This window comes from Sphingobium ummariense RL-3, assembly GCF_000447205.1.
In the GTDB taxonomy this organism is placed as follows: domain Bacteria; phylum Pseudomonadota; class Alphaproteobacteria; order Sphingomonadales; family Sphingomonadaceae; genus Sphingobium; species Sphingobium ummariense.
Genome location: NZ_AUWY01000073.1, coordinates 1 through 12964, shown reverse-complemented (window position 1 = coordinate 12964; position 12964 = coordinate 1). Strand labels below are relative to the sequence as shown.

The following is a 12964-nucleotide window of genomic DNA, read 5'->3' as shown; positions in this document are numbered from 1 at the left end:
CCGGCCGGTTGAGAGGCCGTCCCGCCCGCCTTAAATTGCAGGCAACCGAAGGAGACTGAAATCATGGCCACCAAGGCAGTTACCGACACAAGCTTCCAGGAAGACGTCCTTTCAGCCGACAAGCCGGTGCTTGTCGATTTCTGGGCGGAATGGTGCGGCCCTTGCAAGATGATCGGTCCGGCCCTGGAGGAAATCTCCGAAGAACTGGCCGACAAGGTGACGATCGCGAAGGTGAACATCGACGAGAATCCCGATGCGCCCGGCCGTTACGGCGTGCGCGGCATTCCCACGATGATCCTGTTCAAGAATGGCGAGGCGGCCGCAACCAAGGTCGGCGCCGCGCCCAAGAGCGCGCTCAAGGGCTGGCTCGAAAGCGTCCTTTGACCTGACTCCGACGGTCGGACTATGTCAGCGGTATCATGACCGTTTCGGCATAGGCCGGCCGCTCGCGCAGCCGGTCGTACCAGCCGCGCACATGCGGCAGCTCCGGCCGCTCCATATCGAGTGTGAAGAAGGTGTGGGCATAGACGCCCATCGGCACGTCGGCAGCGCCGAATTCCTCCCCCGTCAACCAGGGCTGCCCCGCCAGCGCATCGTCCAGAATCCCCATCAGTTCTCCCGCCTTGCGCGCCGAAACGGCGATGGCATTCCCGTCACGCGTTTCGGGCGGACGCCGTACGAGATGGAGGAAGGCGTCCCGCTGCGCATCAGCGAAGCTGAACTGCCAGTCCATCCATCGGTCGCCCCGCGCCCGTGCCGCTGCGTCGGCGGGCCACATTCCCGCTGGTGCATAGCGCGCCGCCAGATAGCGCAGGATCGCGTTGGATTCCCACAGGACCAGTTGGCCATCCTCGATCGTCGGGATCAGCGCGTTGGGATTGAGGGCCAGATAGGCATCGCTCATCCCGAACTCGCCGCCCACGTCATGGCGGACGAACGGCACCCCCACTTCCTGCGCGAACCAGACGACCTTCTTCACATTATGCGAATTGAGCCGTCCCCATATCGTCAGCACGCTTTCTTCCTTTCAGCGGAGCAAGGTTTCCGCCGCTAAATCCCAGAGCCGTGGGGAGGAAGCGCCCAGCAGCCCGCGCCGCAGGTCGCCCACGCGATAGGGCGAACCGTCGAGCCGCTGGCAGCATCCACCTGCCTCGTTCAGGAACAGCGTTCCTGCCGCATGGTCCCAGGGCAATGTCCGTGCGAAGATCGACACGTCGTTCTGGCCCAGCACCAGCCGCGGATATTGCTCGGCGGCGCAGCGGGGAATGTCCACCAATGTAAAGCTGGTCTGAGCGCGCCGCTGCACCTCGGCGCGCTCCTCCGGCGTCATGAAATAGACCGCCAGCGCCGCGACCGGCAATGCCGCGCCGCTCTCCCGCGCCTGGACACGCTCGCCGTCGATAAAGCTCCCGTCCCCGAGCACGGCGTGGCACAGCCGTCCGCTCAGCGGATCGAGAATCCAGCCGGCCAGGATTATGCCCCCGTCTGCCAGCGCGACCATGATGCCGAAGGGGGGCTTTCCTGCCGCGAAATTGCCCGTCCCGTCGATCGGGTCGATGATCCAGTTGAGCCCTTCGCCCGCGCGATCCAGAATGGACGGATCGGCAGCACAGGCCTCCTCGCCGATGATCCCCGCTTCCGGCAGGATAGCGCTCAGTCCCTCGGCAAGCCGCAGTTCGCTTTCCTTGTCGGCGATCGTGACGAAATCGTCCGCAGCCTTCTCGCTGATCTCGTCCGCGGCGAGGTTGCGATAGCGCGGCATCACCACTTCGGCTGCCACGATCCGCAGCTGCGCCGCCACGGGCTCGTGCAGGTCCAGCGGCATCAGCTGCGATAGTCCGCATTGATCGAGATATAGCCATGCGTCAGGTCGCAGGTCCACACCGTCGCCCGCCCTTTTCCCAGGCCGATGTCGACGCCGATACGGATATCCTGTCCTTTGAGATGCGCCGCCACGGGCGCTTCGTCATAGCCCTCGACCGCAAGGCCGCCTGTCGCCACCTGCGTATCACCGAAACGGATCGACAGCCGGTCCCGGTCCGCAGGCTCGCCGGCCTTGCCGACCGCCATGACGATGCGGCCCCAATTGGCGTCCTCGCCCGCGATCGCCGTCTTTACGAGCGGCGAATTGGCGATGGACAGGGCGATGCGATGCGCGCTGCTATCGCTCTCTGCGCCCTCCACCGCGATCTCGATGAACTTCGACGCCCCTTCGCCGTCGCGCACGACCAGATGCGCCAGCTGGCGGCACAGATCGCTCAGCGCCGCTTGGAAGGCGTCGGCACCGGCATCTTCCGATGACGCAAGTGGCGCGTTCCCAGCCTTGCCGGTGGCGAAGGCCAGCACCGTGTCGCTGGTGGACGTGTCGCTGTCCACGGTGATGCAGGAGAAGGTCTGGCGGTTGGCGGTCGACAGCATCTGCTGCAGCAGCGCCGGCTCGATCGCGGCATCGGTGAAGATATAGCCGAGCATCGTCGCCATGTCCGGCGCGATCATGCCCGACCCCTTGATGATCCCGACCAGCTCCACGCGGGTGCCGCCTATCATGGCCGACGTTCGTGCGCCCTTCGCATAGGTGTCGGTCGTCCCGATCGTGGCCGCCGCGTCCTCCCAGGTGCAGGGCGACGCAGCAAAGGCGGCTTCCAGCCCCGCCTCGGCTTTGTCGACCGGCAACGGCACGCCGATCACGCCGGTGGAGGAGACGAAGATATCGGAGGGCAGGCAGCCGAGATGATTAGCGACCTTGGCGGCGATGGCCTCCACCGCTGCGCGCCCGCGGTGGCCCGTGAAGGCATTGGCATTGCCCGCATTCACCACCAGGGCCCGCGCCGACCCGAGCGGCAGCGCGTCCCGGCACCATTCCACCTCGGGAGAGGGGCACTTGCTTTGCGTGGTGACACCCGCGACGGCAGTGCCTTCGCTCAGCTCGACATAGGTGAGATCACAGCGATCCCATGCCTTGTAGCGCGCCCGCGCGATCCTGGGCGTGACGCCAGCGATCGCAGGCAAATCGGGAAAGGCGACGGGGGCGAGGGGAGAGCGCTCGATCATATCCAGCCGCTTAGCGCAATCCCGTGCAACGTCAACGCGCCATCCTGCGCGGACGGCCCAGTTCGCGGGTTGCCGTCCGGACTTTGACATAGAGCCGCCCGATCCCGTCGGGCATTCGGATCATTCGATAGGCATTCCGCCTCGCATAGGCGATCAAGCTGTCATCCGGCCGCAACGGCAGGTTCCGGGTGCCATTCTCATAGCCGACCAGGATCGCTTCGGGCGGAGCGCGGTCCAGGTCGGTCAGCGTGGCCGGCGTCAGAGCCTTGATCGCGCGGGCTTCTGCCGGACTGATCGTCCAGCCGCTGCGATAGGCGAAGGGGCCGGTTGCCAGTCGGGGATCGAGCGCCAATCCCCCGTCGATGATCCGGTGCGGGGCGAGGGTGATGATCTCATCATCGCCGGTCAACGCCCGCACCTTCCGGGCTGCCCAATAGGCAGCTTGGGTCGAACTCCAGACCGGCGATCCCTCCCTCGCCATGGCCGCAATGGCGTGGCTGGTCGGCCATAAGCCGGCCAGCGCCATCAGGCACAACAGGCCGATTGCTGTCTCGCGTCGCGCCCTGGTCCAATGCCGGGCGTCATCCAGCATGTAGCCAAGCGCCAGACCCAGCGGCGGCAGCAGCGGCATCACATATTGCAACTGGGTGGGGGTGGGGAGGGCCGCGCCGAAGAGACCGCCGACGACCATCCACACCGCCAACCGCCGTCCGGGCGAACGGACCTGAGCGCGATTCGTGATCCAGTTAACGGTCAGCAGCAGCAGTGCGACCAGGGCAGGTCCGGAGGCAAGAGCCTTGAGCATGTCCCCCGCTTTTCCTGCCAGGGTCAGTTCGTCGCCTTGCCCATTGGCCGAATACCAGGCGAACGGCCCTGTCGAGGCGAAAGTCAGCACGCCGTAGAAGAAGCTGTCCGGCGCCAGCAGCCAGATGCCCAGCATCGGCAGCAGGCCAGCGATTCCTCCCGCTGCGAGCCATGCCGCCGCCCGGATGCCGCATCGTCCGCCGCTGGTCAGCACATAGAGGCCGGCCGCTGCCGCCAGTGGTGCGAAGTTGAGCTTCGTGGAAATGGCGAGGCCGAATAGCAGGCCCGCTGCGAACCAGAAGCGCGGCCGGCAATGGCGCAGCGCCAGGATCAGCACGAGCATCGCCATGGAGACGAGCAGCGTAGGCAGCATGTCGTTGCGAACCACGCTGCCGCAGAATTGAAAGGCCGCGGTTGCCGCAACAAGCAGGGTCGAAACCGTAGCGCTTTCCCGGGAGATTGCGGCTGCCCGCTGCGTGGTCCACAGTGCGGCCAGCGCACAGATCGCGGTCACGGCGGTCGCCAGCCGCATCGCGATGACGATATGGCCGGGAAACAGCCAGGCAAGCGGCGCGAAGGTCCAGCTGTGCAGCGGGGGCTGCAGATAGAGAAAGTCGCGGAAGATCAGCAGGCGGGAGCTGAAATAGGCACCCGCCACATATTGACTCTCGTCATGGTCGAACGGCGTAGCCAGCGCGGCGAGACACAACCACAGCGCCAGGACCAACGGCACGAGCGTGACAGCCGGCACGGCCAGCCTGCGCACCGGCGCCAGCGCTGCCTGAGGATACATGATGGTGCGACCCTTGCTCTTTCATTACCGCTATCACGCCCGGCGCGGCGAGTGCAAATCCCTTTCGGCCAGCCGCTGCAGTGCGGCGTCAATCCGACGTCATTTGCCTGCTTTCCGCGATGCGCGCGCATTGTGACGCGCGTGCGACAGGTGTAGCTTGATTGACTAAAGCCCGTACCCTCCCTAAATCGCCGCGCATGTCTGCGCGCGGTGTCGGAAGGGTTCGCGCGCCCCCTCTTTGTCAGGAATTTGCATGTTCGGCGCACTCGCCAAGTCCATCTTCGGATCGTCCAACGAACGTTATGTGAAGTCGCTGGGCAAGATCGTCGATCAGATCGCTTCTTTCGAACCTGCGATCTCGGCGATGTCCGACGAGGAACTGGTGGCGCAGACCGTGAAGTTCCGCGAGCGGCTAGCCAATGGCGAAACGCTCGACGACCTGTTGCCCGAAGCCTTCGCCACCGTGCGCGAGGCGGCCAAGCGCACGCTCGGCCAGCGTCATTATGACGTCCAGATGGTGGGGGGCATCGTCCTCCATCGCGGCGAGATCGCCGAGATGCGCACTGGCGAGGGCAAGACCCTGGTCGCCACGCTCGCCACCTATCTCAACGCGCTGGAGGGGAAGGGCGTCCACGTCGTCACCGTGAACGACTATCTCGCCAGCCGCGACTGCGAATGGATGGGCCAGGTCTATCGTTTCCTGGGCCTCACCACCGGCGTCATCGTGCCCAACCTTAGCGAGGAGCAGCGGCGCGAGGCTTATAACGCCGACATCACCTATGCGACCAACAACGAACTCGGCTTCGACTATCTGCGCGACAATATGAAGTACGACCGCGCCTCGATGGTGCAGCGGCCCTTCAATTTCGCGATCGTCGACGAGGTGGATTCGATCCTGATCGACGAGGCACGCACGCCGCTCATCATCTCCGGCCCGACCGACGACAAGTCGGAGCTGTATGTCGCCGTCGACGCCATCGTGAAGCAGATCGGCGAGTCCGACTATGAGAAGGACGAGAAGCAGCGTTCGGTCACCCTGACCGAGGAAGGGACCGAGAAGGTCGAACGGATGCTGGAGGATGCCGGCCTGCTCCAGGGCGCCAATCTCTACGATTTCGAGAACACGGCAGTCGTCCACCACGTCAACCAGGCGTTGCGCGCCAACGTCATGTTCCGCCGCGACATCGACTATATCGTCAAGGACGGGAAGGTCGTCATCATCGACGAGTTCACCGGCCGCATGATGGACGGGCGCCGCTGGTCCGATGGCCTGCACCAGGCGGTCGAGGCCAAGGAAGGCGTCCAGATCGAGCCGGAGAACCAGACGCTCGCGTCCATCACCTTCCAGAATTACTTCCGGATGTACCCGAAGCTCAGCGGCATGACCGGCACCGCCGCGACCGAGGCGACGGAGTTCTACGAAATCTACAAGATGAACGTCGTCACCATCCCGACCAACCGGCCGGTGCAGCGTGTCGACGAGGAAGATACCTTCTACAAGAGCCTGGAAGACAAGTTTCGCGGCATCGCCAGGACGATCAAAGAGCATTCGGAGAAGGGCCAGCCCGTCCTTGTTGGCACTGTCTCGATCGAGAAGTCGGAACTGCTGTCCGAGTTCCTGAATCAGGAAGGCGTGCCGCACGCGGTCCTCAATGCCCGCTTCCATGAGCGCGAGGCGCACATCGTCGCCCAGGCGGGCCGCAAGGGTGCGGTGACGATTGCGACCAACATGGCCGGCCGCGGTACCGACATCAAACTCGGCGGCAACCTTGAGATGCGTGTCGAGGATGAACTGCGCGACATGCCGGAGGGGCCGGAGCGTGACGCCGCCATCGCCCGGATCGAGGCGGAGATCGAGGCGGAGAAGCAGGAAGTGCTCGCCGCAGGCGGTCTGTTCGTGCTGGCGACCGAGCGGCATGAGAGCCGGCGCATCGACAATCAGCTGCGCGGTCGTTCCGGTCGTCAGGGCGACCCGGGCTTGTCGCGTTTCTACCTCAGCCTCGATGACGATCTGATGCGCATCTTCGGCCCGGACACGATGTTCGCGAAGATGATCCGCTCCAACCTGGAGGACGGCGAGGCGCTTCCGCCGTCCAAATGGCTGAGCAAGGCGATCGAGACCGCGCAGAAGAAGGTCGAGGCGCGCAACTACGACATCCGCAAGCAGGTCGTCGAATATGACGACGTCATGAACGACCAGCGCAAGGTCATCTACGAACAGCGCAGCGACATCATGGATGCCGATACGGTGGACGACGTCGTCACCGACATGCGGCGCGAGACGGTGAACGACCTGGTCGGCGCGTCCTGCCCGCCCGGCACTTATCCCGAGCAGTGGGACATTGCCCGGCTGAAGGCGCGCACATCGGAAGTTCTGGGTCTGGAACCCGATTTCGACGCCTGGCTGGCAGAGGATCAGGTCGATCCCGAGATGATCGAGGAGCGGCTGGCGGCACTCGCCGACGAAGCCGTCGTGGAGAAGGTCAAGGAGATCGACACCCGCGACTGGCATATGATCGAGAAGTCGATCCTGCTTCAGAGCCTGGACCATCACTGGAAGGAGCATCTGGCGACGCTCGACGCGCTGCGGCAGGTCGTGCACCTGCGCGCCTATGCGCAGAAAACGCCGATCAACGAATATAAGCAGGAAGCCTTCGCCCTGTTCGAGCGGATGCTGGAGAATATCCGCGAGGATGTGACCGGCTCCATCGCCCGTGTCCAGTTCCGGCTCGACCAGCCGCCGATGCCCGAGTTCGAGCTGCCGGTCCTTCCCGACTTCATCACCACCCACATCGATCCGTTCTCCGGCGACGACGACAGCGTCGATCGGGATGGTGCGTTGCGTGGCATCACCACCACGATCCCTCGGCCGCCGGTGGGAGACGCCCAGCCGGGCGAGTTCGCCAATCTGGACATCAGCCGCAATGCCCCATGCCCTTGCGGTTCGGGCCAGAAATACAAGCATTGCCATGGCGCGCTGAACTGATCGACGCACTGTAACAATCTCAAATCCCTTTCCTTTCCGGAAAAGTTGGGGCGCGATTTAAAAGATCGCGCCCCTTGCCGTTCTGATTGTCGAAGCCGCCGCAGATCGAAGGGTGGTGGCCTCGTTTTTTTCACGTCAAACGGAAGGGGACTCCCAATGACTGTTATCGGAACCAATTCTTCGGCGCTGCGCGCCGCCAATGCCTCGTCGATGGCCAGCAAGTCGCTGAGCACCGCGATGGAGCGCCTGTCGACCGGCAAGCGCATCAACTCCGCGAAGGATGACGCCGCCGGCCTCGCCATCGCGTCCACCATGACCGCCCAGATCCGCGGCATGACCCAGGGCGTGCGCAACGCCAATGACGGCATCAGCCTGGCGCAGACCGCCGAAGGCGCGCTCGGCGAAGTGTCCAACATGGTGCAGCGCATGCGTGAACTGGCCGTCCAGGCGCTGAACGGCACCAATGACGACAAGGCGAAGGCCAACATCAAGTCGGAAATGGACCAGCTCTCGACCCAGATCACCGACACGCTGACGAACTCCTCGTTCAACGGCATCAAGCTGTTCGACGGCTCGACCGCTTCGGTGGCGATCCAGGCCGGCGCCAACGCCTCGGACTCGGTCACGATCACCCTCGACGACCTGGCCGGCTCGGCCGACATCACCGCCGTCGCCGGTGCGACCGCCTCGGCCGTCGACGTGACCGACGTCGCCTTCTCCTCGGCCGACCTCGCGCTGTTCGACACCGCACTCGACACGATCTCCACGACCCGCGCCAACCTCGGCGCCGTGCAGAACCGCCTCGAATCGACGGTCAACAACCTGACGAGCAACATCACCAACCTGACCGACGCCCGCAGCCGCATCGAGGACGCCGACTTCTCGGCCGAAACGACCGCGCTCGCCAAGCAGCAGATCCTGAGCCAGGCATCGACCGCAATGCTCGCCCAGGCGAACCAGAGCCAGCAGGGCGTGCTCAAGCTGATCCAGTAAGGGCAGCCTCTTTCCGATCATCGCAAGGCCAGCGGGCATCATGTCCGCTGGCTTTTGCTGTTTTTTGCTGTTTGTCGCTCTGCTGCCCGATTGCCTCGGACGATTGCTCTGAATTCCCCGAGAATGCCTTTTGGGGAGCGGTTGGGGATATACCGCTGATTCAGAAAAGAAATATTCCAGTTGCATCAGCGATGTGAAGATTCAAACCTTAGCATCGCCATGAAAATATGATGCTGCGATGCCGCATTTTGCAATTGACACCGCACGTTCATCCTTCATTGTATCGACTTCCAAGCCGCATTCGGGGGAGAAAGCGGGATCGGCAGTGCTTGAGTCATGAAATTGACCTACGAACAGTATCAAAGGTCATGACGTCCGATTTACCATTCGTGCAGGAATGGGCTGGATCAGGTGGTTAATCTCATCTGGAGGAAGAATTACTATGGCGATCAGCGAAGAGACTGCGGCGCTCGTGGCAGCGCAATTGACGCAAGCCTGGGCGATCCGTTCGGGCATCAAGAAGCCCGATCCCAAGAAGCCGGCCGATGGTCAGGTGGAAGCGCAGGTCATCACGATCTTCAGTCGCTTCCTGGATACCGTGAAGAAGAAGGCCTGATAACCGGCTTTCCGATTGACCCCAATGATGGCGGACAGGGTGGGATTCGAACCCACGGTGAGCGTAAACCCACGGCGGTTTTCAAGACCGCTGCCTTAAACCACTCGGCCACCTGTCCGTCTGCGGCTTCCTAGCGCAAGGCAACGGCTTGCCAAGCCCAAATATATCGAAAGATTGCGCTCCCCGCTTGCAAGGGGCAGGGCGGGGAGCGCGTCCGGATGCTGTCGGGCACTCTGGACTGCTCGGCGCATAGGCGCAGGATCCGCGTTCGTCATCCCCGAAAGGCATGATCGGGCCGCTGCGGCACATTAAATTTCGTTCACCTTGGGCGGATGCGCATCTTTTGACGAAACCCCGGTCGTGTGCGTAACAAAATTTCGCCTTCCATAGGGTGCCTCGATCATTCCCTTCATGAAGCGATACATTTAGGAATTCACGAGCCGGCCCCCCTGTGCAACAACAGGGGCAATGAGAGTCTTCCAGCAATCCTTCCTGCTTTTTCTCCTGCCCATGCTCGGTGCTGTTTCCTTTGCATTGCTGGGATCGTCTGCCGCCCTGGCGCAGGACGACGCCGCCTTCCGCGCTTATCTGGAAGGCCTTCGCCCGCAGGCGCGGGCGATGGGTATCCGGGATGCCACGCTCGACGGCGTCTTCTCAACTCTGACCCCCAATCCTCGCGTCATCCAGCTGGACCAGAACCAGCCGGGCGGCGGCGCCTATTCGCCGATCCCCAATTTCGAGCCCTATCGCCGCCAGCATGTCGATGCCGCGCGAATCAGCCGAGGCCGCGCCGCCTATGCCGCCAACCGAGCGCGCCTTGCGCGGATCGAGGCGGAAACGGGCGTGCCGGAAGAGATCATGGTGGCGATCTACGGCCATGAGACCAATTACGGGTCCTACACCGGGGATTTCGATCTGATCCGCTCGCTCGCCACCCTGGCCTGGGAGGGCCGCCGCCGTTCGCTGTTCGAACCGGAACTGCTCGCCACGCTCAAGATGCTCGACAATGGCGTGCCGCGCAGCCGGCTAGTGGGCAGCTGGGCGGGGGCCACCGGCTATCCGCAGTTTCTGCCCAGCGTCTATCTGCGTCTGGCGAAGGACGGGGATGGCGATGGACGGGCGGACATCTGGACCAGCGAGGCCGACGCACTCGCCTCGATCGCCAATTATTTCGTCAATGCCGGCTGGCGCCGCGGCCAGCCCTGGGGAATCGCGGTTTCGGTGCCGGCTGGCTTCAACCGCGCAGCGGTGGCCGCGCGCACGGCGCCCGCGCGTTGTCCGCGCGTCTTCAACCGGCACAGCCGCTGGCTGACCATGGCCGAATGGCGGCGGCTGGGCATAGTGCCGGCTGCCGGCGGCTGGCCGGGGGACAGCATGCTTGCCACGCTGCTGGAGCCCGATGGTCCCGGCAAGACCGCCTATCTGCTGACTGGCAACTATCGCGTGATACTCGATTATAACTGCTCGAATTTCTATGCGCTTTCGGTGGGGCTGCTGGCAGATGCGGTTCGTCAATAACGCATGGTTCTGGGCCTGCGGTGGATCGCTGTTGCTTGCGGCCTGTGGCGGGGGTGAGGAGGGGCCTCGTCCCCCGGCGCCGACGGCTCGCCCCGCTCCGGCGCCACAGGCCGTAGCGGATGAGCCAGTCCGGATTGGACCGCCCTATCAGGTCGGCGGCGTCACCTATACGCCCGAGGACAAGCTCGATTATGACGAGGTCGGCTATGCCGGCTGGTACGGGGAGGAGCTGCAGGGCAACGAAACGGCAAATGGCGAGCGTTTCCTGCCGTCGGCCGTCACCGCGGCGCACCGTACCCTGCCAATGCCCAGCTATGTCGAGGTGACTGCGCTGGACACCGGCCGCACGATCCTGGTGCGGATCAACGATCGCGGCCCGTTTTCCAATGACCGCATCATCGACCTGTCCCGTGGCGCGGCGGAGCAGCTCGGCATCATCGGCACTGGAGCGACGCCGGTGCGCGTGCGCCGCGTCAATCCGCCCGAACCGGAAAAGGCGCTGCTGCGCGCCCATGGCCGCGCGCCGGAGCGGCTGGAAACGCCCGCCCCGCTGCTGGCCGTGCTCCGGAAGCGGATCGTCCAACCGTCTCCCACCGCCGCTGCATCGCTCCCCCCGGCCGCCCAGCCTGCCCGCACGCCCGGCAAGCGGCCTTCGGCTCCGGCTGCTTCCGTGCCGCCGCCATCGTCGGGCGGTTACATGGTGCAGGTCGCCGCCTTTTCCTCCCGCCAGCGCGCCGAAGCGCTTGCCCGCCGTATCGGCGCCATCGCGGTGGAGGGCGGCGGCGTCTGGCGCGTCCGCTACGGTCCCTATGCGACGCGGGACGCGGCGCGGGCGGGCGTGAAGCAGGCCGCCGCCAAAGGCTTTCAGAACGCCCCCATCATGGCTAATGACGGCCGATAGGGCTCGCCCCCATTTGCGATTCCATCAACCCGAAGGCAGTTGTTCATGAAGAAGTCCGTTGCAGCCATCCTTTTCGTCGGGCTGCTGGCCCAGCCGCTGACCGCGGCCGCACCGCCTTACACCACCGACGCGCCGGTCGCTTACATGAAGGATCTGTCGTCGGGCGCGGTGCTGTATGACAAGGGCGGCGAGACGCGGATGCCGCCTGCCTCGATGGCGAAGATGATGACCGCCCATGTCGCCTTCCGCCTCATCCAGAAAGGAGACCTGAAGCTCGATACCAAGTTCACGGTGCGTCCCGAGACCTGGAAGCAGTGGCACGGCCCGCAGGCCGGCTCCACCATGTTCCTTTCGGCCGGCGAGCAGGTCTCCGTCGAGAATCTGCTGCACGGCATCGTCACCCTTTCGGGCAACGACGCCTGCGTGGTGCTGGCGGAGGGCATTGCCGGAACCGAACAGGCCTTCGTCGCGCTGATGAATGAGGAGGCCAAGCGCCTTGGCCTGAAGAACAGCCATTTCGGCACCAGCAACGGCTGGCCGGACGAGGGCGTCACCTATGTGACCGCCGAGGATCTCGCCAAGCTCGCCCAGGCGACGATCGAGGAGACGCCGGACCTCTACAAGAAATTCTACGCCACCACCTCCTTCACCTGGGGCACGACCATGGGCGGCGCGGCGATCGAGCAGGCGAACCGCAACCCCATACTGGGCAAGATCGCGGGGGCCGACGGTCTCAAGACGGGCCATACGGAGGAAGCCGGCTTCGGCTTTACCGGATCGGCGGAGCAGGACGGCCGTCGCCTGGTGATGGTGCTGGCCGGCCTCAAGAGCTTCAATGGTCGCATCACGGAGTCGGTCCGCTTCATGGACTGGGGCTTCAAGGCGTGGAGGGCGCAGCCGCTCTTCAAGAAGGGCCAGACCGTCGAGACCGCCGAGGTGCAGCTGGGCAGCGCCACCTCCGTGCCGCTGGTTGCGCCGCAGAACCTGGCGGTCACCCTGCCGCGCACAGCCTCGTCCAATATTTCGGTCAAGGTCACCTATACCGGCCCGATCAAGGCGCCGATCGCCAAGGGGCAGAAGATCGCCGAGCTGATCGTCTCCACCCCCGACACGCCGCCGCAGGTGATGCCGCTGGTCGCCGGTGAGGATGTGGCGGAGGCCGGGGTCTTCGGGCGGATCTGGAACGGCCTGAAGTCCTTCTTCGGGTGACGCGCGGCCGCTTCATCACGCTGGAAGGCGGGGAGGGGGCCGGCAAGTCGACGCAGCTTCGCGCCCTCGCCGCTGCGCTGCGCGCGCGCGGGC

Annotated in this window: 11 protein-coding genes, 1 tRNA gene and 1 pseudogene; 8 read left to right on the top strand and 5 right to left on the bottom strand. The window is 64.5% G+C overall.

Annotated elements, in window-relative coordinates; all coding sequences use genetic code 11:
• Nucleotides 1–63: 63 nt before the first annotated feature.
• Complete coding sequence (gene trxA / locus M529_RS34645) at nt 64–384, top strand: thioredoxin TrxA (protein ID WP_021317833.1); 321 nt, start codon at nt 64–66, stop codon at nt 382–384.
• 19 nt (nt 385–403) lie between these two features.
• Here trxA and M529_RS34640 read toward each other — a convergent pair whose 3' ends face one another.
• Genes M529_RS34640 through M529_RS34625 form a run of 4 tightly spaced genes read right to left on the bottom strand, consistent with a single transcriptional unit; the run spans nt 404 to nt 4648 of the window.
• Nucleotides 404–1015: a glutathione S-transferase family protein gene (locus M529_RS34640; RefSeq protein WP_021317832.1), complete on the bottom strand. Its 612-nt coding sequence runs from the start codon at nt 1013–1015 to the stop codon at nt 404–406.
• Nucleotides 1016–1027: 12 nt separating this feature from the next.
• Nucleotides 1028–1825, bottom strand: coding sequence for an inositol monophosphatase family protein (locus M529_RS34635; RefSeq protein WP_021317831.1), 798 nt, complete (start codon nt 1823–1825; stop codon nt 1028–1030).
• Entirely contained in the window at nt 1825–3051 is a 1227-nt protein-coding gene (gene argJ / locus M529_RS34630) for a bifunctional glutamate N-acetyltransferase/amino-acid acetyltransferase ArgJ (RefSeq protein WP_021317830.1), read from the bottom strand. Before argJ ends, M529_RS34635 begins: the two co-directional genes overlap by 1 nt.
• A gap of 31 nt (nt 3052–3082) precedes the next feature.
• A complete protein-coding gene (locus tag M529_RS34625; RefSeq protein ID WP_021317829.1) occupies nt 3083–4648 on the bottom strand; it encodes an ArnT family glycosyltransferase in 1566 nt (521 codons plus the stop codon).
• 253 nt (nt 4649–4901) lie between these two features.
• Between M529_RS34625 and secA the strand changes: the two genes are divergently transcribed.
• The 3 genes from secA to M529_RS49700 all read left to right on the top strand — a co-directional run bounded on the left by secA (nt 4902) and on the right by M529_RS49700 (nt 9243).
• Nucleotides 4902–7634: a preprotein translocase subunit SecA gene (secA, locus tag M529_RS34620; RefSeq protein WP_021317828.1), complete on the top strand. Its 2733-nt coding sequence runs from the start codon at nt 4902–4904 to the stop codon at nt 7632–7634.
• Between the two features lie 156 nt (nt 7635–7790).
• Nucleotides 7791–8627 carry a flagellin N-terminal helical domain-containing protein gene (locus tag M529_RS34615; protein ID WP_021317827.1) on the top strand — a complete coding sequence of 279 codons (837 nt, stop codon included), beginning with the start codon at nt 7791–7793 and terminating at the stop codon, nt 8625–8627.
• 442 nt (nt 8628–9069) lie between these two features.
• On the top strand, nt 9070–9243 hold the full coding sequence (locus M529_RS49700) for a hypothetical protein (protein ID WP_021317826.1): 174 nt from the start codon (nt 9070–9072) through the stop codon (nt 9241–9243).
• Between the two features lie 28 nt (nt 9244–9271).
• On the opposite strand, the gene M529_RS34610 is transcribed toward M529_RS49700, so the two are convergent.
• Nucleotides 9272–9361 (bottom strand) — tRNA-Ser (locus M529_RS34610).
• Between the two features lie 392 nt (nt 9362–9753).
• Between M529_RS34610 and M529_RS34605 the strand changes: the two genes are divergently transcribed.
• The 4 genes and pseudogenes from M529_RS34605 to M529_RS50280 form a co-directional block, all read left to right on the top strand.
• Nucleotides 9754–10761 carry a lytic murein transglycosylase gene (locus tag M529_RS34605; RefSeq protein ID WP_031294927.1) on the top strand — a complete coding sequence of 336 codons (1008 nt, stop codon included), beginning with the start codon at nt 9754–9756 and terminating at the stop codon, nt 10759–10761.
• Nucleotides 10745–11662 carry a septal ring lytic transglycosylase RlpA family protein gene (locus M529_RS34600; RefSeq protein WP_031294926.1) on the top strand — a complete coding sequence of 306 codons (918 nt, stop codon included), beginning with the start codon at nt 10745–10747 and terminating at the stop codon, nt 11660–11662. Before M529_RS34605 ends, M529_RS34600 begins: the two co-directional genes overlap by 17 nt.
• 45 nt (nt 11663–11707) lie before the next feature.
• Nucleotides 11708–12871 (top strand): D-alanyl-D-alanine carboxypeptidase family protein, encoded by a 1164-nt coding sequence (locus M529_RS34595; protein ID WP_021317823.1) that lies wholly within the window; start codon nt 11708–11710, stop codon nt 12869–12871.
• Nucleotides 12868–12964: pseudogene (locus M529_RS50280) on the top strand (dTMP kinase); the annotation flags it as partial. The gene M529_RS34595 and the pseudogene M529_RS50280, both read left to right, overlap by 4 nt.

Bases quoted from the DNA above. Each gene is read 5' to 3' on its own strand.
- trxA (WP_021317833.1), top strand. From the start codon at position 64: ATGGCCACCAAGGCAGTTACCGACACAAGCTTCCAGGAAGACGTCCTT.
- M529_RS34635 (WP_021317831.1), bottom strand. From the start codon at position 1,825: ATGCCGCTGGACCTGCACGAGCCCGTGGCGGCGCAGCTGCGGATCGTG.
- argJ (WP_021317830.1), bottom strand. From the start codon at position 3,051: ATGATCGAGCGCTCTCCCCTCGCCCCCGTCGCCTTTCCCGATTTGCCT.
- M529_RS34625 (WP_021317829.1), bottom strand. From the start codon at position 4,648: ATGTATCCTCAGGCAGCGCTGGCGCCGGTGCGCAGGCTGGCCGTGCCG.
- secA (WP_021317828.1), top strand. From the start codon at position 4,902: ATGTTCGGCGCACTCGCCAAGTCCATCTTCGGATCGTCCAACGAACGT.
- M529_RS34615 (WP_021317827.1), top strand. From the start codon at position 7,791: ATGACTGTTATCGGAACCAATTCTTCGGCGCTGCGCGCCGCCAATGCC.
- M529_RS49700 (WP_021317826.1), top strand. From the start codon at position 9,070: ATGGCGATCAGCGAAGAGACTGCGGCGCTCGTGGCAGCGCAATTGACG.
- M529_RS34605 (WP_031294927.1), top strand. From the start codon at position 9,754: ATGCTCGGTGCTGTTTCCTTTGCATTGCTGGGATCGTCTGCCGCCCTG.
- M529_RS34600 (WP_031294926.1), top strand. From the start codon at position 10,745: ATGCGGTTCGTCAATAACGCATGGTTCTGGGCCTGCGGTGGATCGCTG.
- M529_RS34595 (WP_021317823.1), top strand. From the start codon at position 11,708: ATGAAGAAGTCCGTTGCAGCCATCCTTTTCGTCGGGCTGCTGGCCCAG.